Below are 19763 nucleotides of genomic sequence, written 5' to 3'. Positions count from 1 at the left end.
CTTCCTCGGGTGTGGGAAGGCCGGGCGCGGAGCGTGCGGCGGGAGCTGGCGGCTCTCGCCACGGCCGGCTGCGGCGTCGCGGAACTGCACACGGCGGCGATCGAACTGGTCGACCGGATCGTGCCCGCGGAGCTGACCTGCTGGGCGTCGCTGGATCCGGACACCGCCGTGATCAGCTCGATGACCAGCGGCCGGGCCCGGATCCCGGGGGAGTACGAGCCGCTGCTCGCGACGTACGAGTACGACGGCGCGGAGCCGCACACCTTCGCGCAGCTAGCCCGGCGTCCGGTGCCGGTGGCGCGGCTTTCCGACCTGCCGCGCCGCGAACGCGAGCGCAGCGGCCGGTGGGCGCGGGTGTGGCGGCCGCTCGGGCTGGAGAGCGAACTGCGGGTCGGGTTCCGCGCGGACGGCGTTTGCTGGGCCGCGGCGGGTCTCGTGCGCCGCGGCGAGTTCAGCGACCGCGAGGCGGAGTTCCTGACCTCGATCGGGCCGACCTTGGCGGCGGCCACCCGGCTGGCCGCGCTGACCCGGGGCGCGGCGCCGGCGGCGGAACCGGCGATCGTCGTGGTCGGTGCGGACGGCCGCCGGCGCGGGGCGACCGAGGGGGCGGGCGCGTGGGAGTCCGAATTGGACTCGATCGCCGACGGCCGGTTCGCGGTCCTGCTGCGCGCCGTTGCGGCCGGGGCGCAGTCGGCGGCGAGCGGGACGTTCCGCGCCCGGGTCCGGGACGCGCGCGGCGGCTGGATCGTGTTGCAGGCCAGCCGATTGGTCTTCGACGACGACGCCCGGGAGATCGCCGTGACGATCCGGCGCGCCTCCGGCGGGGAACTGCGGGACGTGCTGCTCGCCGCCTACCGGCTGACCGCGCGCGAACGCGAGGTCTGCCGGGAAGTCCTCTCCGGACTGTCTACTTCGGACATCGCGGCGCGGCTGGGGATCTCCGCGAACACGGTGCAGGACCACCTGAAATCGGTGTTCGGCAAGGTCGGCGTGCGCAGCCGGGGCGAGCTGACGGCGCGGCTGTCCGGCTAGGCCGGTGAGCTGTCCCACAACGGGAGCACGGCGGGCGCGCATTAGGGTGCTGGGCATGACGGACGGACTCGAGTTCACCCGCGAAGGCGCCGTGGCCCGGCTGACGTTCTCGCGCCCGGAGAAGATGAACGCGATCACCCACGGCATGTGGGCGGCGATCCCGGGCGTGGCGGCCGAGGTCGAGGCCGATCCCGAGCTGAAGGTGCTCGTGCTGACCGGGGCCGGCCGGCACTTCTCCGCGGGCGCGGACATCGGCGAGTTCCGCGAGCTGCGCTCGACCGCCGAAGCCGCCGCGAAGTACGACGAGGCCGTGGACCGCGCGGTCGCCGCGCTGACCGCGATGCGCAAGCCGACGGTCGCGATGGTCCAGGGCAACTGCATCGGCGGCGGCTGCCAGCTCTCGGTCGCCTGCGATTTCCGCTTCGCCGCCGGCGACGCGCGCTTCGGCATCACCCCGGCCAAACTCGGCATCGTCTACCACTTCGCCTCGACGCGGCAGCTGGTGTCGCTGGTCGGCCCGGCGCACGCCAAGTACTTCCTGCTGTCCGGCGAGCTCGTCGACGCGGCCCGGGCGCGCGAGATCGGGCTGGTCAACGACGTCTTCCCGGCCGCGGACCTGGAAGCCGCGACGGCCCGGTTCGCCGAGACGCTGTGCGGGCGCTCGCAGGCCTCCGTCCGCGGGATGAACCGGATCATCGAGAAGATCGTCGCGGGGCAGGAGAAGACCGACGACGAAGTGGAGGAGATCCGGCTCGCCGCGCTGCACGGGGAGGACTACGCGGAGGGCGTGGACGCGTTCCTGAACCGGCGCGCGCCGAAGTTCACCTACCGCTGACCGGCGATAACCGATTGACGGTCCGGCGAGACTGACGTCTGTGCCGCTGAAAATCCATCGCCGCAGCCAGGAGCCGGAGCTCTTCCGGACGGTCGACCACGCCGACTTCGACCGGTCGTGGCCGGTCTTCATGCAGCACAACCCGACCGGGCGCCTGTACTACGGCGAACTCGACCCCGTCGCCGACTACGTGCTGCTCGCGACCGACGGCGACGAGCCGGTCGCCAAGGCCTACTCGGCGCCGTTCGCGTTCGGCGGCCCCGGACGAGAGGAACTGCCCGACAGCGGGTGGGACGAGGTGATCCGGTGGCAGCACGCCGACCGGCTGGCCGGCCGCGACCGCAACGCGGCGACCGCGCTGGAGATCGTCGTCCGCAAGGAACGGCAGGGCACCGGCCTCGCGTCGGCAATGGTGAATGCGCTGCGGGACAACGCTTTCCGGCTCGGTCATGCCGTGCTCTACGCGCCGGTGCGGCCGTCGCAGAAGGCAGACGAACCCGAGACTCCGATGAGCGAGTACGCCTTCCGGGTGCGCGACGACGGCCTGCCGTACGACGCGTGGCTGCGAGTGCATGCGCGCGCGGGCGGGCGGATCGTAAAGGTATGCCCGGTGTCGATGACCATCCCCGGCACGCTCGCGCAGTGGCGGGAGTGGACCGGGCTGCCGTTCGACGCCGACGGGCCGGTGCTCGTGGAAGGTGCGCTCAGCCCGGTGCTGGTGTCGGTGGCGCAGGACTCGGCGGTCTACGTCGAGCCCAACGTCTGGGTGGAGCACCGCAGGCCTTGAGGCCCGCGTCAGATCTCGTCCCAGGGCGCGGCTTCGTAAGCCGTGGTCAGCATCTCCGTCGCGGCGGGCGAGGCGCGCAGCGGCACGTCGTCGACCGCGACGACCGGACGGCCGATCGTCGCGGAGTTGGTCAGGAACATCGCGTCGAAGTCCGGCAGTTCCGCCGGATACACCGGACGAGTCTCCTGCGGCACCCCGGCCGCGCGCAGCTGTGCCTTGAGCACCAGGTACGTGATCCCGGGCAGCACCGGGGCGTCCGGCCACACGATCGTCCCGTCGCGCAGGAAGCCGACGTTCCAGATCGTCGCCTCGCTGATCCGGCCGTCGGCGGCGAGGAAGACCGCGTCGTCGTAACCGGCGAGGACCGCCGCGCGCGAATGGTGCGTGAGGCCGAAGCCGCCGAAATGCTTCACGTACGGCAGATCCCGTTGGTACGCAACGGAGCGCAGCCGCATCGGTGTGCCGACCGGGTAGGCGGGCGGAGCGGTGCGCACCAGGATTTCGGGCGTCATCACCGGGTCGTGCGGCGAAGAGCGGGAGAAAATGATCACCCGCACCGACAGGTCGCCTTGCCCGGCGACGAGCCGCCGGACGTAACGGCGGACCAGATCGGTGTCCAGCTCGCTGCCGAACACTTCGCGGGTGCTCGCCGCGAGCCGGTCCAGGTGGTAGCGGAGGCCGCGCACGCGCCCGTCGCGGACCTGCATCGCGGTGAAATGGCCGTAGCTGGTGGCCGCGGCGGCGAGATCGGCGGCGCCCGCAGCGGCGCCGCCGATCTCGACTCGCGTGGTCAACTCAGGAAACCGTGACCGCGGTGAACTTGACCTGCTGCTTGGGCTCGCCGGTCGACCCGTCCTGGCCGACCGCGCCGATGCCGTTCTTCGCGATCTTGTCGAGCACCTTCAGACCGTCGTCGGAGATGCTGCCGAAGATCGTGTACTGCGGCGGCAGCGGCGCGTTGCCGTAGACCATGAAGAACTGGCTGCCGCCGCTGTTCGGCTGGCCGGTGTTGGCCATCGCGAGGATGCCGCGGCCGTACTTCGCGGTGTCGATGAACTCGTCCGGCACGGTGAAACCGGGGCCGCCGCGGCCGTCGGTCATCACGTCGCCCTTGGCGTCCGGGTCGCCGCACTGCAGCATCTGCAGGTCGGTGACGCCGAGGCGGTGGCAGATCGTGTCGGTGAAGAAGCCCTGCTTCGCGAGGCTCTCGAACGCCTGCACGGTGCACGGCGCGAGCGAGCGGTCGAGCGTCATCGGGATGTCGCCCTGGGTGGTCTTCATCGTGATGTTCACCGTCCCCGACGACGACACGTTCTTGCCGTCCGGCGCGGTGGCCTTCTTGCCCGACGGCGGCTTGCCGCTGGGATCGGCCGGGTACGAGCACGTCGTCGGGTTCGGCAGCGCCTTGGGACGCTTGGGGAGCGCGGTGCGCTCGGTGGGGATGTTCGTGACGCTCGGGACCGGCGGCGCGGAACTCGACGGCGGCGTCGCGGCCTGCTGGTCGCCGCTGCCGCCGCTGTTCACGATCCACACCACGAGACCGGCGACGATGAGGACCACACCGCCGACCACTCCAGCGCCCACGATCTTGCGTCGCTTCGCCTGTTCCGCCCGGCGCACGAGCTGCCGCTCGAGTTTGCGCTTCGCGGCTTCACGGCGCTGCTGGTTGGTCGCCACCCGCCCTCCAGTTTCCGCTCGAAGTCACACGTCTGAGGTAGCGGCAGTGTATGGGCACAGCCTGTGAGGACTCCGTACAGGGGCGGCTAGTCTTCACCGGGTCGTGATCAAGGCCGCTTCCGGGGAGGAGGGTTCGGTGCTCGTCGCCGGGTTCGCCGCGGGTCCGCTGCGCTCGAATTGCTATCTGCTGGCCCCCGCCGCCGGGGGTCCGTGCCTCGTCGTCGACCCGGGCGAGGGAGCCGCCGAGCCGCTGGCCGAAGCGCTGGCGGAGCACGAGCTGACGCCGGTCGCGCTGCTCGCCACGCACGGCCATCCGGACCACGTCGGCGCCGCCGCCGGGCTGTCGCGGGCGCACGGAGCGCCGCTGCGGCTGCACCCGGGCGACGCCGAGTGGTACGACGGGCCGTTCGAACCGCTCGCCCCGGGGGAGTTCGAGGCCGCCGGGCTGGTCGTCGGAGTGCTCCCGCTGCCCGGGCACACGCCGGGTTCGGTGGCGTTCACCGTCGAGACCGGCGAGGGTGGCAGGCTGGTGTTCACCGGGGACACGCTCTTCGCCGGATCTGTCGGGCGCACCGGCGGATCCGGCTCCGATCTGGAGAATTCGTTGCGCACACTGCTCACGCTCGCCGACGACACCGTCGTGCTGCCCGGCCACGGACCGGCCACGACCATCGGCCGCGAGCGCGCCGCCAACCCCTTCGTGCCGGGAGCGGCGCAGTGACCGAGAAACCGGCGGAACGCCTGCCGCTGTTCGCCGACGAGCCGAGGCTGCGGCGCCGCCGCGCGTGGTCGGGCGTCTTCGGCGTGCTGATCCTGGCCGCGGCGTTCGGCGGAATCGCCGGGCTGATCGGCGGGCAGCTGCCCGGGCTGATCGTGGCCGCGGTCGTCGCGCTGCCGTTGCTTTACGTGGTGCTCTACGCCTATCGCCGCCGGATCTGGCTGGAGGGCACGACGCTGGTGGTGCGCACCTGGGGCGTCCGGCGCGTGGATCTTCTGCGGGCGCCGCGGCTGGACGTGGTGATCAGCGACGTGCGCGGGACCCGGACGGTCGCGTTGCTGGTGCACGCCGGGCCCCGGCGGCGGGCGGTGAAGCTGGACCTGGCGGTCTTCTCCGGGACCGGCGGCCGCGAGCTGGGGGCGCTGCAGCTGCGGCGGCTGGCGGACGCGGTGCTGAACAACACCGAAGCGAACGGGCTCGTGTTCTCGGAGCTGCTGGTGGCGGAGTTGCGGGCGGAGGCGCGCGGGGACGCGGTGGCGGAACGGCCGCTGTACCGGCTGGCTTCGGCGGCTCCGGCCGGGAAGTACCTGCAGCGGTTTCCGATGGAAGCGGTGAGTCGATTCGTCGCGATGTTGGGTTGAGTTGGCGGGAAATGTCGCCAAGCTGTGTTTGATGGCGTCGGCTCCGCCGCCGCGGCGGGATCGCTTTTAAGCCGGCGTTTGGGCTGAGCGGCGGGAGGGGCCTGGCGGCCTGTCCCACCGCTCAGCCCAAACGCCGGCGCGATCCCGCGTGGTGGTCGGGTTGGGGGGAGAGAGCTGGGCGAGGAGAGTGGGGCTCAGTCTTGGGTGGCCGGTTCGCGGGGGCGTTCTTCGAGGCCGTCTACGCGGGCGCGGATGCGGTCCAGCTGGTCGGCGAGTTCGGGGAGTTCTTCGGCGACGTAGGCGAGCAGCCGTTCGAGGTGGCGCAGGGTGGCGCGGACCTCGTCGAGGGCGGTGGCGATCCGCGGGACCGTTTCGGCCGCTTCGAGCGCCGACGCGAACAGCCGGCGGATCAGGTGCACGGTGACTCGGGGTCCGGCCAGGACGGCTGAGAACACAGCCCCTCCTCGGGTGCGGGGTCGCGGTCTTCGTACCTCATCCGCGACGCCCGCGTCCGACCGGGTCAGCCGGGGTGTGGCTAGTGTGATTCAGCGGGTTTCGTGGTGCTGATGAGGTGCGCAACCGGCTCGCGCGCGGCGATGAGAGCGGCCAGGACCGTGGTCACCGGCACGGCCGCGACGATGCCGACCGAACCGGCCAGCGTCCGGATGATCTCCCCGGCGATGTCCTCGCTGCCGAGCAGCGAACCGAGGCCGACGCCGGAGATCGCCGAGTAGAGCATCACCGGCAGTGCCGCCCCGGCGTAGGCCATCACCAGCGTGTTCACCGCGGAGCCGACGTGGTCGCGGCCGATCCGCAGGCCGGAACGGTACAGCTCGCGCCAGCTGAGCGCGGGGTTCGCGCGGCGCAGTTCCCACACCGCGCTGGTCTGGGTGATGGTCACGTCGTCGAGCACGCCGAGCGCGCCGATCACGATCCCGGCCAGGAGCAGGCCGCGCGCGTCGATGCCGTGGCCGAGCGACGCGATCAGCGTCGTGGTGCTGTCGTCCAGGCCGGTGAGCGACGCGGCGGCGGAGAAGATCGCCGACAGGATCCCGATCAGCGCGAGACTGACCAGCGTTCCCAGCACGGCGACCGAGGTTCTCGCGGAGAGCCCGTGCGTCAGATACAGCGCGAGGAACATGATCGCGCCCGCCCCGGCGATCGCCACCAGCAGCGGGTTCTCCCCGGCGAGGATCGCGGGCAGCACGAACAGCACGATCACCACGAAGCTCAGCACCAGCGCGACCAGCGCGGCCAGCCCCTGCCAGCGGCCGAGCACGAGCACGGCGATCGCGAACAGCGCGGCGAGCAGCACCAGCGGCGTGCCGCGCTGGAAATCGACGAGGGTGAACGACTGCGGATCGAGCGGATCGCCGCCGTTGTAGGCGAGCACGACCTTGTCGCCCGCGGTGAACCTCGGCGTGCTCGGCTCGATCGGGACGGTGAGCCGCACCGGCTTCCCGGCCGCCGGGCCGTCGGACATCTGCAGGTCGACCGTGAGGCAGGGTTTCGCGTTCGGGTCCGGCTGCGAGCCGACCTGCACCTGGCCGGGCTGCAAGCACGGGCCGGACGTCGCGGTCGTGATCGCCGCCTGCACCGGCGTGCCTTGCGGTACCGCGCTTTTCGGCAGCGAACTGCCCCACGGGTACAGCACGATCATGCCGACGACGGTCGCCAGGGCCAGCGGGGCCAGCAGCCAGATCAGGAGTTTGCGGACTCGCTGCGACGCCGGGGCGGCCGGGCCGTGCCCGTGCCCGTGGCCGTGCCCGGCGGGCGGCGGAGTCTCCTCGGCCGCGGCGGGGCGCGGAGTGTCCTTTTCGGACTGTGGCGGGCGGGCCGGCGGACGGCGACGGGCAGCCGGCGGCGGGGTGTCGCCTGCGCGGCGGGGAAGGCGCGGTTCGCCGGACTGGGCGCCGCCGCGGGGATCGGCGGACCGCGGCTGGCCCGGTTGGGCCGAGCGCGGGGCGCCGGGTTGAGGGGGCCGCGGCGCGGTGGCTCGCGGACGGCGGGCTTCTCCGGGCCGCTCGGCTCGCCGGCCCGGTTCGCCGGAGCGCCCGGCTGCTCGCCCGGGCTCGCCGGTGCGTTCGGGGTAGCCGGAACGCCCCGCGGCGCGTCCGGGTTCGCCGGTGCGTTCGGAATCGCCGGAGCGCGGAACGGGCCGCCCCGGTTCGGGAGCGGCCGGTCGTCCGGATTCGGCGCGGCGCACCCGGCGCGGTCCGTCCGGCCGGACGGGCGGCGGCACGGCGGGGGACGGGGACGCGGATTCGCCCGGCACCCGCGGCGGCGGGCCGATGTCGTCGGGGTCCTGGTCGGGGTAGTCGTGCGGTGCCACGGCGGACATCCTGCCCTCCCGGCGCCCGGTTCACCCGTACCGGGTGGGGGAGGAAGCGGGCGTTTCGTTCAGGCGTGCGCAGAACGCAGGTGCACCCTTCGATACGCCGAGGGCGGCGTGTCGAAATGGTCCAGAAACGCTTGCCGGAGCGTTTCGGTGGAGCCGAAACCGCAGCGTCGCGCGATCGCGGCGAGCGGGAGTTCGGTGCCGGACAGCAGCCGGGCGGCGTGTTCCGCGCGGACGGTCCGCACGTATTTGCCCGGCGTGGTGCCGAGGTGGGCGTCGAAAAGCCGGGTCAGCTGGCGGGCGCTGATGCCGGCCTGGTTCGCCAGCGCGTGGACGCCGAGGTCGTCGGCGAGGTGCTCGGCGACGTACGCGGTGAGGTCGCGGACCTGCCGGTGCTCCGGCGGCGGACCGGCGAGGAACATGCTGACCTGCGCCTGGTTCCCGGGCCGCTGCAGGTAGGTGACCAGCGACCGGGCGACCTCGCGGGCGAGCGTCGGGCCGTGGTCCTCCTCGACGAAGGCGAGCGTGAGGTCGAGCCCGCTGGTGACGCCCGCGGAGGTGTAGACGTCGCCGTGGCGCACGAACAGCGGCACCGGGTCCACGGTCACCGACGGATACTGCTCGGCGAGCCGTGCCGCGTGCGACCAGTGCGTGGTCGCGCGACGACCGCTCAGCAGCCCGGCGGCGGCGAGCACGGTCGCCCCGGTGCAGACCGACGCGGTGCGCTTGCTTTGCGGCGACAGCCGCCGCACGTGCGCCAGCAGCCGTTCGTCCTTGGCGGCGGCGTGGTGCCCCAGCCCGCCGGAGACGACGAACGTGTCCAGCGGGCCGCGGACCTGGTCGATCCGCACGTGCGGAGTGAGCGTGAGCCCGGATTGGCAGGCGAAGGGACGCCCGTCGACGCTGGCGAGCCGGACCTCGTACGGCCGGGCCGCGCCGAGCCGGGTGGCGGCGTCGAAAACGTCGGAGACGCAGGCGATGTCGAGCAGTTCGGCGTCGGGGTACCCGAGGATCACGACCTGCCGGGCGGTACTCGGCATGGCCGCACCGTAGCAGCTCGCCCGGCCGGAACGACCAGGTTCGCAGGATTTCGGACAAACGTGTCCCGGCCCGCCCGCGAACCCGCCACGGTGGCGGCATGCCCCAGAAAACCTTCGCGTTCGTCGTGTACCCCGGCCTGACAGTCCTGGACCTGGTCGGCCCGCTGCAAGTGCTCACCTCCTTCGCGGCGGCCGACCCCTCGGTCCGCGTGGCCGTGGTGGGCGAAACGCTGGAAACCACCGACACCGACACGCCGCTGCGGATCGCGCCGAGCCACACTTTCGCTCAGGTGCCGGACCCGGCCTGGGTGCTGGTCCCCGGCGGCGCCGCGCCGACGCTGCGCGCGCTCGGCGACGAGACGCTCATCGGATATCTCCGCCGGGCCGCGACGTCCGCCGAGCTGATGACGTCCGTGTGCACCGGGTCTCTGCTGCTCGGCCGGGCCGGGCTGCTCGAAGGCCGGGAGGCGACCACGCACTGGACGTTCCTGGAGGCGCTGCGCGCGTTCGGGGCCAAGCCGGTCCGGCGGCGCTGGGCGGACGCCGGGCCGGTGATCACCGCCGCCGGCGTGTCGGCGGGCATCGACCTGGCGTTGCACCTGGTCGAGCGGATGAGCGGAACGGATGCCGCCCGGCTCGTGCAGTTCGGCATCGAATACGACCCGCAACCGCCGCTCGGCCCGCTCGAGTGGTCGCTCGCCCCGCACGAGCACCTGCGGCCGTTCGTGGAACGCACGGTCCGGGAAGGTCTTGCCGATCAGCCGGAGCTGCGCGAGAAACTCCTGGCGCGCCAGTGACATTCCGGTGAACTGCCCCACCCACCTGAGGCAGGGCCGGTTTGCCCGGGCCGCGCGGACGCGTACCGTTCCGCCAATGGGTGCTCGCGGGGCGGCCGGTCTCACCGTCCTCACCAGCCGGAGAGACGGCGACATCGTGCTGGTCACGGCGGCGGGAGAGATCGACATCGCGTCGGTGGGGCGGTTCCGCTCCGCGTTGTCGGCCGCCTCCGGGGCCGGCGGCAAACTGGTGGTGGACCTGTCCCGGGTCGGATATCTCAGCTGCGCCGGGCTGCGCGCGCTCGAAGAGACCCGCCGCGTCCGGCCGGCGCTCTCGATCGTGGCGACCCGCCCGCTCGTGCTGCGGGTTTTCGCGGTGTCCGGGATCGACGCGCCGGTCCGCAGCGGCCTGCGCGAGGCGTGTGCCGCCGCGGGGGCGTGAATCCCGGCCGGAATCTGGGTACCCGGGGAAGGCAACCGAGAGCTGCTGAGGTGATCCCAGATGTCCACCAGCACGATGTCCGGCAAGACCGCGGTCTCCGGGGGTGCAGCGGGCCTCGCTGTGCTGGCCGGGCTGTACCTGATCGCCGCGCCCTGGCTGCTGCGCTTCGGCGGGGCCGCCGAACTCGCGGTGAGCAACACCGTCGCCGGGCTCGCGATCGTCGTCTTCGCCGCCATGCGGGCTCGGGATTCCGGCGCACAGGCGCTGACCTGGGTGCTTCCGGTACTCGGGGCGTGGACGGCGGTGTCCCCGTTCGTGCTCCGCTACGGCGACGAAACCGTGCCGTCGGCCGGTGCGGTGACTGGCAACGTGGTCGCCGGGGTCGTCGTCGCGGCCAGCGGCGCGGCGTTGCTCCTGCGCCGCCGCTGACGTCAGCCGAGCGCGTCGGCGAGCCAACGGCGCCACGTCGCGCTTTCGGCCGTTTCGTCGACGTCCGGACGGAACAGGTGATGTCCGACCGCGACCGGCATGCCGAGCAGGGACCGTTCGTGGAAGCGGTAGAGGGCGTCCTCGGTGCGGACCCCGGCGTAATTCGGGGTCGAGTAGTCGAGGACGCCTTCTACCGTGCGGTCTCCGACGCCGAATCGGACCGGCTGGCCGACTGACGGCTCCGCGGGCAGGCCGAGCGCGGCCAGCAGTTTCGGCCAGGCGTCCCGGCTTGCCGACGAGGCCGGGCCGTCCGCGAACACGTATGTCGCGAAGCGGCCGGGGAAGTGGGCGAGGAGTTCGGCGAGCGTGTGCAGGTACATCTCCCAGCCGACCGCGAACGACTCGTGGTACTCGTCGTCCCAGCCGTCCTGGACGAAGCCCCGGTGCACGAACCGCAGCACCGACGTGCCGCCCTCGGCCGCTTCCACGAGGAACTCCATGGCGTCGAACGTGCCGTCCTCGCCCGCCTCGCCCCGGTAGGCGAACCTCCGCGGGGGATCCCACGCGGTGATCTCCGCCTCGGTGCGCATCTCGCCGAGGCGGAACCGGATCCGCTTCGCCGCGGCGTCGACCTCGTGCCTGCCCATGAACCACGAATCGATGCCGGGCCCGGACGCGACTGCCTTCCACACGGCCTCGGGCTCCGCCGGCAGCCGAACCTCTTTGCGCACCTCGAACTCGCGTGGCATCTGCGGCGTTCCTCCTCGGGTCGGTCGTGATCACCGTGCCATTGACAACAATACTTGTCAATGCGGTGGCGGTTCGCCCGATCGGCGCCAGACTGCGAAGGGACTCTCACGAAGGGACGCAGACGCATGGCAACCGTGGCCGACCAGTTGATCGACGTTCTGGTGCAATCCGGCGTGCACCGGATCTACGGGGTGGTGGGCGACAGCCTCAACCCGGTGGTGGACGCGGTGCGCCGCACCGGCGGTTCGGCGCGGGGCGGGATCGACTGGGTGCACGTGCGCAACGAGGAGGCCGGCGCGTTCGCCGCCGCGGCCGAGGCGCAGCTCACCGGGCGGCTCGCGGTGTGCGCGGGCAGCTGCGGACCGGGAAACCTGCATCTGCTGCAAGGGGTTTACGACGCGCACCGCTCCGGCGCGCCGGTGCTCGCGATCGCCTCGCACATCCCGTCGACGCAGATCGGCACCGGGTTCTTCCAGGAGACGCATCCGCAGCAGCTGTTCGCCGAGTGCTCGCACTACTGCGAGATGGTGAGTTCGCCGGAGCAGATGCCGCGGCTCGCGCGGATCGCGGTGCAGAACGCGGTCGGGCGGCGCGGGGCTGCCGTGCTGGTGCTGCCCGGGGACGTGTCGCACGAACCCGCCGCGCACGCGACCGGGGAGTCCGCGTCGCTGGGCAGCCCGCCCGCGGTGGTGCCCGCCGAAGCGGACATCGCTCGCCTCGCCGACCGGATCGACCGGGCCGAAAAGGTGATGATCATGGCCGGCGCGGGGTGCCGGGACGCGCACGACGAGGTGCTCGCGCTCGCCGAGGCGGTCGGGGCTCCGGTCGGGCATTCGTTGCGGGGCAAGGAGTTCGTGCAGTACGACAACCCGTTCGACGTCGGGATGAGCGGGCTGCTCGGATACGGCGCCTGCTACGACGCCATGCACGAGGCCGACCTCGTGCTGCTGCTGGGCACGGACTTCCCGTACGACAACTTCCTGCCGCAGCGCAACACCGTGCAGGTGGACATCGACCCGGCTCGGATGGGACGGCGGTCGGTGCTGGAATTCGGCGTGCAGGGCGACGTCGGGGCCACGATCCGGGCGGTGCTGCCGCGGCTGCGCGAACGCGGCGATCGGTCGTTCCTGCATGCGATGCTGCGCAAGCACGAACGCGGGCTGCAGCGCGTGGTCGACGCTTACACGAACGAGGTGTCCAAGCATATTCCGCTGCATCCGGAGTATGTGGCGGATGTGCTGGACGAGGAAGCTTCCGACGACGCGGTGTTCACTGTGGACACTGGGATGTGCAACGTGTGGGCTGCCCGGTATGTCACGCCCAACGGGCGACGGCGGATCCTCGGGTCGTTCGTGCACGGGAGCATGGCCAACGCGTTGCCGCACGCGATCGGGGCGCAGGCCGCCGCTCCCGGGCGGCAGGTAGTGGCGATGTGCGGGGACGGCGGGCTGGCGATGCTGATGGGGGAGCTGCTGACGCTCAAGACGCATTCCCTGCCGGTCAAGGCGGTGGTGTTCAACAACTCGTCGCTCGGGATGGTGAAGCTGGAGATGCTCGTGGACGGGCTGCCGGAGTTCGGCACCGACCACGATCAGGTCGATTTCGCGGGGATCGCGCGGGCGGCCGGGTTGCATGCGCGGCGGGTGGAGAAGCCTGGGGAGGTTCGGGACGGGATCCGGGATATTTTGGCGCATGACGGGCCGGCGGTGCTGGATGTGGTTACCGATCCTAATGCGTTGTCTATTCCGCCTAATATTACTGCGGCGCAGGTTAAGGGGTTTGCGTTGGCGGCCAGTAAGACTGTGTTGAGTGGGGGAGTGGGGAAGATGCTGGAGTTGGCTAAGTCTAATTTGCGGAATATTCCTCGGCCTTGATGGCGGGGGCGGCTCGTCGCCTGGCGGCGACATTGCGCCCTCCGGCGTGCGTGGGGCACCCCGAAGCCTGATTGTGCTGACGGTTCGGGGGTGCTTGTCAAGGCGGGAAAGCGTGCCTTGTCAAGCACCCCCGAACCGCAGGGAGGCTTCGTATCGGGGTGCGGGGCGGGGGCTGGGTGCCTCGATTGTTGGGTGTGCTGGCTGCGGTCTTTCGCGCGTGAGGGAAGCCCTGAGGGAATCAGATTCCCTCAGGGTGTTCTTGGTGGGTTATTCCGTTTCTGCCATGGCTTCCGCGAATTGGGCGGCGTACAGGCGGGAGTAGGCGCCGCCGGCGTTGATGAGCGTTTCGTGGTTTCCTTGTTCCACGATGTTGCCGTTTTCCATCACCAGGATGACGTCCGCGTCCCGGATGGTGGAGAGGCGGTGGGCGATCACGAAGCTCGTGCGGCCGGTGCGCAGGGAGTTCATGGCGTGCTGGATCAGCACCTCGGTGCGGGTGTCGACCGAGCTGGTGGCCTCGTCCAGGATGAGGATCGCGGGCTTGGCCAGGAACGCCCGGGCGACGGTGATCAGCTGTTTCTCGCCGGTGCTGACGGTGCCGCCCTCGTCGTCCAGGACTGTGTCGTAGCCGTCCGGGAGGGTGCGGACGAAGCGGTCCACGTAGGTTGCCTTCGCGGCTTCGACGACCTGTTCGCGGGTGACGTTGTCCGCGCCGTACGCGATGTTTTCCGCGATCGTTCCTCCGAACAGCCACGCGTCCTGCAGGACCATGCCCGTCTTCGAGCGCAGTTCTTCGCGGTCCATCGCCTTGATGTCGACGCCGTCCAAGGTGATCCGGCCGCCGTCGATTTCGTAGAACCGCATCAGGAGGTTGACCAGCGTCGTTTTCCCCGCGCCGGTCGGGCCGACGATCGCGACGGTGTGGCCCGGTTCGACCGACAGCGACAGGTCTTCGATCAGCGGCGTGTCCTCGAGGTAGCGGAACGACACGTGCTCGAACTCGACCTGGCCGCGCACGACCTCCGGGCGCCGCGGGTGCTCCGGCTCCGGTTCCTGCTCCTTGGCGTCCAGCAGCGCGAACACCCGCTCGGCCGAGGCGACGCCGGACTGCAGCAGGTTCGCCATGCTCGCGATCTGCGTGACCGGCTGGCTGAACTGGCGCGAGTACTGGATGAACGCCTGCACGTCGCCCAGGGTCAGGCTGCCCGAGGCGACCCGCAGCGCGCCGACGACCGCGACCAGCACGTAGCTCAGGTTGCCGATGAACATCATCCCCGGCTGGATCGTGCCGGAGATGAAGGCCGCCTTGAAGCTCGCCTCGTACAGCGCCTCGTTCTGCTGCCGGAAGACCTCCTCGGCCTCCTTGCGGCGGCCGAAGACGTGCACCAGCGAGTGGCCCGAGTACATCTCCTCGATGTGCGCGTTGAGCTTGCCGGTCGTCCCCCACTGCCGGATGAACTGCGGCTGCGCGCGTTTGCCGATCTTGGCCGCGACGAACACCGACAGCGGCACCGTCAGCAGCACGATCACGCCCAGCAGCGGCGAGATCACGAACATCATCACCAGCACGCCGAGCACGGTGAACAGCGATGTGACGATCTGCGACAACGTCTGCTGCAGCGACTGCGCCAGGTTGTCGATGTCGTTGGTGACGCGGCTCAGCACCTCGCCGCGCGGCTGGCGGTCGAAATAGCGCAGCGGCAGCCGCGCGAACTTCGCCTCGACGTCCTGGCGCAGCCGGAACACCGCGCCCTGCACGAGATTCGTGGTGAGCCGCGCCTGGATGACACCCAGGAACGCCGCGAAGACATACAGCGCCAGCACGATCATCAGCACCTGGCCGACCGCGGTGAAATCGACGCCGTGGCCGGGCCGCAGATCGACGCTGGTGAACATGTCGGCCAGCGTGGTCTGCCCGCGCGCCCGCAGGCCCTCGATCACCTGGTCCTTGGTCGCACCCGGCGGCAGGTTCTTGCTGATCACGCCGGCGAAGATCAGGTCGGTCGCCCGGGCCAGCACCTTCGGCCCGAGCACGGTCAGCGTGACGCCGATCGCCCCGAGCACCAGCACCCCGGCCAGCGCCGCCCGTTGCGGGCGCAGCAACCGGAGCAGCCGCAGCAGCGAACCCTTGAAGTCGAGCGCTTTCTCGGCGGGCATGCCGGCGGCCATCATCCGGCCGGGACCCGCGGTGGGCTGCGGCCGGGTCTTGTCGCGAGCGGCGGCGGCCGGTTCGTCGGCGCCGGGCGCGACGGCGGTTCTCGTTTCCTCGCTCACGCCGCCTCCTGCTCGGTCAGCTGCGAAAGCACGATTTCCCGGTACGTTTCGTTGGCGTCCATCAGCTCGTGGTGGGTTCCGGTGCCGACGACGCGGCCGTCGTCGAGCACGATGATCCGGTCCGCGCCGCGGATCGTGCTGACCCGCTGCGCGACGATGACGACGGTCGCGTCGCGGGTTTCCTCGGCGAGCGCGCGGCGCAGCGCGGCGTCGGTGGCGTAGTCGAGCGCGCTGAACGAGTCGTCGAACAGGTAGATCTCCGGCCGGTGCACCAGCATCCGCGCGATCGCCAGCCGCTGCCGCTGCCCGCCCGAGACGTTCGTGCCGCCCTGGGCGATGGGGGAGTCGAGGCCCTGTTCCATCCGTTCCACGAAGTCCTTGCCCTGCGCGACTTCCAGCGCGTGCCAGAGTTCCTCGTCCGTTGCGTCCGGATTGCCGTAGCGGAGGTTGCTGGCGACCGTCCCGGCGAACAGGTACGGCTTCTGCGGCACCATGCCGACCACCGACGAGAGCACGTCCGGGTCGAGCTGGCGCACGTCCACGCCGTCCACCCGCACAGTTCCCTCGGTCGCGTCCATCAGCCGCGGGATCAGGTTGAGCAGCGTCGTCTTCCCGCTGCCGGTGCTGCCGATGATCGCGGTGGTCTCCCCGGGCCGGGCGAGCAGCGACACGTCCTGCAGCACCGGCTTTTCCGCGCCGGGGTACCGGAATCCGACGCCGGCGAGGTCGAGGCGCCCGCGCTCGGTCCCGGCCGGCAGCGGCCGCTCCGGCGGGTGCACGCTCGACTCGGTGTCCAGCACCTCGGTGATCCGCTCGGCGCTGACCTCCGCGCGCGGCACCATCATGAACATGAAGGTGGCCATCATGACCGCCATCAGGATCTGCAGGAGGTAGGCCAGGAACGCGGTGAGCGCGCCGATCTGCATCGCTCCGCTGTCGACGCGCTGCCCGCCGAACCACAGCACGGCGACGCTCGACACGTTCACCACCAGCATCACGGTGGGGAACATCAGCGCGATCAGCCTGCCGACCCGCAGCGAAACGGTGAACAGCTCGTCGTTGGCGCGGCCGAAGCGCTCGCGCTCGTGCTGGTCGCGCACGAACGCGCGGATCACCCGGATGCCCATGATCTGCTCGCGCAGCACCTGGTTGATCCGGTCGAGCCGCTTCTGCATGAGCCGGAACGCCGGGCGCATCCGCATCACGATGAGGCCGATCGCGACGCCCAGCACCGGCACGATGACCACGAGCAGCGCGGACAGCGGAACGTCCTGCTGCAGCGCGAGGACGATGCCGCCGACGCACATGATCGGCGCGGACACCATCAGCGTGAAGGTGAGCCCGGCGAGCAGCTGGATCTGCTGGACGTCGTTGGTGGTGCGGGTGATCAGCGACGGCGTGCCGAATCTGCCGATCTCGCGGGCGGAGAAATCCTGCACGCGATGGAAGACGCCGGCGCGGATGTCGCGGCCGACGGCCGCGGAAACGCGGGAGCCGTGGTAGACGGCCCCGATCGACCCGGCGATCTGCACCAGCGTGACCAGCAGCATCACGCCGCCGATCTTCAGGATGTAGCCGGTGTCGCCCTTGACCAGGCCGCCGTCGATGATGTCGGCGTTGAGCGTGGGCAGGTACAGCGCGGCGATCGTCTGCACCAGTTGCAGCGCGACGACGAGCCACAAAGCGGCCCGGTACGGGCGCAGGTAGCTGCGCAACAGTTTGACCAGCACGGTCGGGCTCTCCCCCAAAGAAGTGAATGGCGTCGGTTCGGGTCTAGCGGGCCGCGCCGGGCGCGGCCAGTGCCGGCATCCCGGCGGCGGCCTCCCGGAGGAGGCCGGTGAAGGCCGATACGAACTCTTCGTCGTCGGAGTCCGAATTGAGCCAGGTCTCGAAGGCGATGCGCGAAGCGTTCTGCACAATGCTCGCCATCAGCCGGGCGTGCAACGGATTTGCGTGCTCGCCCGCCCGCTCGGCGATGGCGTCGGCCAGCACGCGCTCGACGGTGGCGTACGCGCGCAGCATCTCGGCGAACAGCCCGCCGTCCCGCATCATTGCGCGCACCCGCCGCACGTCCTCGCGGTTCGGGCGGTCGTCCTCGGCGAACCGGCTGAGCGAGGCGTTGACGACCGCGTCCCACAGCGGCTCGTCAGCGGGCCTCGCCAGGAGCGCTTCGCGCACGCGCTCCTGCCGGTCGACGATGAAGGCGCAGACAGCTTCCTCCTTGCTGGAAAAGTAGTTGTTGAAGGTGCGCGGGGACACGCCCACCTCGTTCGCGATGTCTTCCACGCGCAGCTGGTCGAGGCCCCGCTCGAGCGCGATCCGCAGCGCGGCTTCGGCGAGCGCCCTCCGCGCGGCTCGTTTCTTGCGCTCGCGGAGGCCCAGGGGCGCGGTGGAGGTCACCGGACCGAGAGTAGCAGCGAAAGTTGCGTGTTGCGAAAAATTATGCGGACCGCGAAAAGTTTCGTTCTCGTAAGTCCAGTCTATGCCAGGATGAACACATGTTCGACGGATTGCGCACGATCGTGTATCCGGTGGACGACCTGGCCGCGGCCAAGGCGTGGTGGACCCGGGTGCTCGGGGTGCCGCCGTACTTCGACGAACCGTTCGATGTCGGGTACTGCGTCCACGGCTACGAACTGGCGCTCGACCCGAACGGCCGCGCGGAGAACGGCGACGGGCCGGTGACGTACTGGGGAGTGCCCGACGTGGAGACCGCGCTGGCGAAGCTGGTCGGGGAGGGCGCGACCGAACGCGCGACGGTGACCGACTTCGGCGGCGGAATCCGGACCGCGCTGGTGCGTACCCCGGACGGGAACCTGGTCGGGGTGATCGAGAACCCGCATTTCCCGGGCACTCCGAGCTGAGCCGAGCGCGGACGTCCGCCCTGGTCGACGGCGCGAAGCCGTTGGTTGCCCGGCACCGACCGGGCCGAGCCGATCGAGCGCCCGTGCGGTATCCGGCACCCGCGCACTCGCAGTGGCCGCGGGCAGGCCCCCTACGTGCGCGGACTGTCGGATTCGGACGATCGCGGCTACGGTGGTCACCGAGCGTGAATACGTACCGGCGAACTCGGCGGAGGTGCGCGGCATGCGGTCGATGTGGAAGGGCTCGGTGTCCTTCGGGCTGGTCAGCATCCCGATCCAGCTGTACGCGGCGACCGAGAACAAGAACGTGTCGCTGCGCCAGGTGCACGCCGCCGACGGCGGGCGGATCCAGTACAAGCGGTTCTGCTCGATCGACGGCGAAGAGGTGCCGTACTCCGACATCGCCAAGGGGTACGAGCTGCCCGACGGCGAGATGGTCGTGATCACCGACGCCGACCTCGCCGAACTGCCGCTGCCCACCCAGCATTCGATCGACGTGCTCGAATTCGTGCCGCTGGAGTCGATCGACCCGATCCGGTTCGACCGCACCTACTACCTGGAACCGCAGAAGAACGCGGTGAAGCCGTACGTGGTGCTGCGCGACGCGCTGCAGAAGGCGAGCCACGTGGCGATCGCGAAGGTCGCGGTGCGCCAGCGGGAGAGCCTGGCGCTGCTGCGCGTCGTCGACGACGTCCTCGTGATGACCACAATGCTGTGGGCCGACGAGGTCCGGGTCCCGGATTTCCCGTTCCTGCACGAGGATCCGCCGCAGGTCCGCCCGCAGGAGGTGACCATGGCCGGATCGCTGATCGACTCGCTGTCCGAGCCGGTGTTCGAGCCGGAGAAATACTCGGACTCCTACCGGGAAGCGCTCGAAGCGATGATCGAGGCGAAGGCGGGCGGCGGGCAGACGGTCGGCGCGCCGAAGCAGGGGGAGAAGGCCGAGGTCGTCGACCTGATGGCGGCGCTCGAAGCGAGCGTGTCGGCGGCGAAGAAAACCCGCGGGACCGCCAAGGAGACGAAAAAAGAAGGCAAAGCCGCGGAGAAGAAACCAGCCGCGCGCGCTCGGCGGCCGAAGAGCGCCTGAGCGAGCGCGGGCGGGTGTTCCGCGGCGCGGAACAGGGAAATTTCACGCTGCCGTCCGGAAAATGCCGATTGTCACGCCGGGTGAGCGAGTGCGGCGTACTTCACCGGTCCGTGGGGCCGACACGCCGCCGGGTATTCTGCGACCGCGAGAATTCCAGTGGTACCAAGGAGGAGTCCGGCCGCGGAGCACCGGGGCCGGG

The 19763-nt window shown here is 70.9% G+C and carries 20 protein-coding genes; 11 read left to right on the top strand and 9 right to left on the bottom strand.

The window, feature by feature from the left end:
- Nucleotides 1-9: 9 nt before the first annotated feature.
- The 3 genes from L942_RS25650 to L942_RS25640 are packed head-to-tail and all read left to right on the top strand — an operon-like array spanning nucleotide 10 to nucleotide 2654.
- Nucleotides 10-1032, top strand: a complete 1023-nt coding sequence (locus L942_RS25650) for a helix-turn-helix transcriptional regulator (RefSeq protein WP_037365164.1) — start codon at nucleotides 10-12, stop codon at nucleotides 1030-1032.
- Between the two features lie 55 nt (nucleotides 1033-1087).
- Nucleotides 1088-1867 (top strand): enoyl-CoA hydratase/isomerase family protein, encoded by a 780-nt coding sequence (locus L942_RS25645; protein WP_037365162.1) that lies wholly within the window; start codon nucleotides 1088-1090, stop codon nucleotides 1865-1867.
- A gap of 40 nt (nucleotides 1868-1907) precedes the next feature.
- Complete coding sequence (locus L942_RS25640) at nucleotides 1908-2654, top strand: hypothetical protein (protein WP_081655229.1); 747 nt, start codon at nucleotides 1908-1910, stop codon at nucleotides 2652-2654.
- Between the two features lie 8 nt (nucleotides 2655-2662).
- On the opposite strand, the gene L942_RS25635 is transcribed toward L942_RS25640, so the two are convergent.
- Both L942_RS25635 and L942_RS25630 read right to left on the bottom strand, forming a co-directional pair.
- The gene (locus L942_RS25635) at nucleotides 2663-3448 is read right to left on the bottom strand and encodes an aminotransferase class IV (RefSeq protein WP_037365159.1); all 786 of its coding nucleotides are present in this window, start codon (nucleotides 3446-3448) and stop codon (nucleotides 2663-2665) included.
- A 1-nt stretch (nucleotide 3449) separates the two neighbouring features.
- A complete protein-coding gene (locus L942_RS25630) occupies nucleotides 3450-4331 on the bottom strand; it encodes a peptidylprolyl isomerase (protein ID WP_037365157.1) in 882 nt (293 codons plus the stop codon).
- A 136-nt stretch (nucleotides 4332-4467) separates the two neighbouring features.
- On the opposite strand from L942_RS25630, the gene L942_RS25625 reads away from it, so the two are divergent.
- Entirely contained in the window at nucleotides 4468-5052 is a 585-nt protein-coding gene (locus tag L942_RS25625) for an MBL fold metallo-hydrolase (protein ID WP_037365459.1), read from the top strand.
- Nucleotides 5049-5690: a hypothetical protein gene (locus L942_RS25620; RefSeq protein ID WP_037365156.1), complete on the top strand. Its 642-nt coding sequence runs from the start codon at nucleotides 5049-5051 to the stop codon at nucleotides 5688-5690. Before L942_RS25625 ends, L942_RS25620 begins: the two co-directional genes overlap by 4 nt.
- A gap of 194 nt (nucleotides 5691-5884) precedes the next feature.
- Here the strand turns inward: L942_RS25620 and L942_RS25615 are convergent, their stop codons facing one another.
- From L942_RS25615 to L942_RS25605, 3 genes are all read right to left on the bottom strand, one after another.
- Nucleotides 5885-6145 (bottom strand): hypothetical protein, encoded by a 261-nt coding sequence (locus tag L942_RS25615; RefSeq protein WP_037365154.1) that lies wholly within the window; start codon nucleotides 6143-6145, stop codon nucleotides 5885-5887.
- A gap of 80 nt (nucleotides 6146-6225) precedes the next feature.
- Nucleotides 6226-8031: a YibE/F family protein gene (locus L942_RS44790; RefSeq protein WP_037365153.1), complete on the bottom strand. Its 1806-nt coding sequence runs from the start codon at nucleotides 8029-8031 to the stop codon at nucleotides 6226-6228.
- 59 nt (nucleotides 8032-8090) lie between these two features.
- Nucleotides 8091-9068, bottom strand: a complete 978-nt coding sequence (locus L942_RS25605; protein WP_037365152.1) for a GlxA family transcriptional regulator — start codon at nucleotides 9066-9068, stop codon at nucleotides 8091-8093.
- A gap of 98 nt (nucleotides 9069-9166) precedes the next feature.
- Between L942_RS25605 and L942_RS25600 the strand changes: the two genes are divergently transcribed.
- The 3 genes from L942_RS25600 to L942_RS25590 all read left to right on the top strand — a co-directional run bounded on the left by L942_RS25600 (nucleotide 9167) and on the right by L942_RS25590 (nucleotide 10715).
- Nucleotides 9167-9865 carry a DJ-1/PfpI family protein gene (locus tag L942_RS25600; protein ID WP_037365151.1) on the top strand — a complete coding sequence of 233 codons (699 nt, stop codon included), beginning with the start codon at nucleotides 9167-9169 and terminating at the stop codon, nucleotides 9863-9865.
- A gap of 76 nt (nucleotides 9866-9941) precedes the next feature.
- Nucleotides 9942-10286 carry an STAS domain-containing protein gene (locus L942_RS25595; protein ID WP_037365150.1) on the top strand — a complete coding sequence of 115 codons (345 nt, stop codon included), beginning with the start codon at nucleotides 9942-9944 and terminating at the stop codon, nucleotides 10284-10286.
- A gap of 60 nt (nucleotides 10287-10346) precedes the next feature.
- On the top strand, nucleotides 10347-10715 hold the full coding sequence (locus L942_RS25590) for an SPW repeat protein (protein WP_037365149.1): 369 nt from the start codon (nucleotides 10347-10349) through the stop codon (nucleotides 10713-10715).
- A gap of 2 nt (nucleotides 10716-10717) precedes the next feature.
- Here L942_RS25590 and L942_RS25585 read toward each other — a convergent pair whose 3' ends face one another.
- Nucleotides 10718-11464: an SRPBCC family protein gene (locus tag L942_RS25585; RefSeq protein ID WP_037365148.1), complete on the bottom strand. Its 747-nt coding sequence runs from the start codon at nucleotides 11462-11464 to the stop codon at nucleotides 10718-10720.
- A 126-nt stretch (nucleotides 11465-11590) separates the two neighbouring features.
- Here L942_RS25585 and L942_RS25580 point away from each other — a divergent pair, with 126 nt between their 5' ends.
- Complete coding sequence (locus L942_RS25580) at nucleotides 11591-13339, top strand: pyruvate dehydrogenase (protein ID WP_037365147.1); 1749 nt, start codon at nucleotides 11591-11593, stop codon at nucleotides 13337-13339.
- Nucleotides 13340-13606: 267 nt separating this feature from the next.
- Here the strand turns inward: L942_RS25580 and L942_RS25575 are convergent, their stop codons facing one another.
- The 3 genes from L942_RS25575 to L942_RS25565 all read right to left on the bottom strand — a co-directional run bounded on the left by L942_RS25575 (nucleotide 13607) and on the right by L942_RS25565 (nucleotide 18013).
- Complete coding sequence (locus L942_RS25575; RefSeq protein WP_235079406.1) at nucleotides 13607-15511, bottom strand: ABC transporter ATP-binding protein; 1905 nt, start codon at nucleotides 15509-15511, stop codon at nucleotides 13607-13609.
- Nucleotides 15512-15609: 98 nt separating this feature from the next.
- The gene (locus L942_RS25570; RefSeq protein ID WP_037365145.1) at nucleotides 15610-17343 is read right to left on the bottom strand and encodes an ABC transporter ATP-binding protein; all 1734 of its coding nucleotides are present in this window, start codon (nucleotides 17341-17343) and stop codon (nucleotides 15610-15612) included.
- 43 nt (nucleotides 17344-17386) lie between these two features.
- Nucleotides 17387-18013: a TetR/AcrR family transcriptional regulator gene (locus tag L942_RS25565; RefSeq protein ID WP_037365144.1), complete on the bottom strand. Its 627-nt coding sequence runs from the start codon at nucleotides 18011-18013 to the stop codon at nucleotides 17387-17389.
- Nucleotides 18014-18111: 98 nt separating this feature from the next.
- Between L942_RS25565 and L942_RS25560 the strand changes: the two genes are divergently transcribed.
- Together L942_RS25560 and ku are read left to right on the top strand one after the other, a co-directional pair.
- A complete protein-coding gene (locus tag L942_RS25560; protein ID WP_037365142.1) occupies nucleotides 18112-18477 on the top strand; it encodes a VOC family protein in 366 nt (121 codons plus the stop codon).
- Nucleotides 18478-18700: 223 nt separating this feature from the next.
- Nucleotides 18701-19564, top strand: a complete 864-nt coding sequence (gene ku, locus L942_RS25555; protein ID WP_037365456.1) for a non-homologous end joining protein Ku — start codon at nucleotides 18701-18703, stop codon at nucleotides 19562-19564.
- Nucleotides 19565-19763 lie beyond the last annotated feature (199 nt).

Origin of the sequence: Amycolatopsis orientalis DSM 43388, from assembly GCF_000411975.1 — a bacterium.
GTDB classification, from domain to species: Bacteria; Actinomycetota; Actinomycetes; order Mycobacteriales; family Pseudonocardiaceae; genus Amycolatopsis; species Amycolatopsis orientalis_D.
Note: the sequence above shows the minus strand (reverse complement) of the source record. Positions and strands in the feature narration are given on the sequence as shown.

Coding starts and splice junctions, on each gene's coding strand:
- L942_RS25590 (WP_037365149.1), top strand. CDS start 10,347: ATGTCCACCAGCACGATGTCCGGCAAGACCGCGGTCTCCGGGGGTGCA.
- L942_RS25560 (WP_037365142.1), top strand. CDS start 18,112: ATGTTCGACGGATTGCGCACGATCGTGTATCCGGTGGACGACCTGGCC.
- L942_RS25600 (WP_037365151.1), top strand. CDS start 9,167: ATGCCCCAGAAAACCTTCGCGTTCGTCGTGTACCCCGGCCTGACAGTC.
- L942_RS25580 (WP_037365147.1), top strand. CDS start 11,591: ATGGCAACCGTGGCCGACCAGTTGATCGACGTTCTGGTGCAATCCGGC.
- L942_RS25595 (WP_037365150.1), top strand. CDS start 9,942: ATGGGTGCTCGCGGGGCGGCCGGTCTCACCGTCCTCACCAGCCGGAGA.
- L942_RS25645 (WP_037365162.1), top strand. CDS start 1,088: ATGACGGACGGACTCGAGTTCACCCGCGAAGGCGCCGTGGCCCGGCTG.
- L942_RS25605 (WP_037365152.1), bottom strand. CDS start 9,068: ATGCCGAGTACCGCCCGGCAGGTCGTGATCCTCGGGTACCCCGACGCC.
- L942_RS25575 (WP_235079406.1), bottom strand. CDS start 15,511: ATGATGGCCGCCGGCATGCCCGCCGAGAAAGCGCTCGACTTCAAGGGT.
- L942_RS25585 (WP_037365148.1), bottom strand. CDS start 11,464: ATGCCACGCGAGTTCGAGGTGCGCAAAGAGGTTCGGCTGCCGGCGGAG.
- ku (WP_037365456.1), top strand. CDS start 18,701: ATGCGGTCGATGTGGAAGGGCTCGGTGTCCTTCGGGCTGGTCAGCATC.
- L942_RS44790 (WP_037365153.1), bottom strand. CDS start 8,031: ATGTCCGCCGTGGCACCGCACGACTACCCCGACCAGGACCCCGACGAC.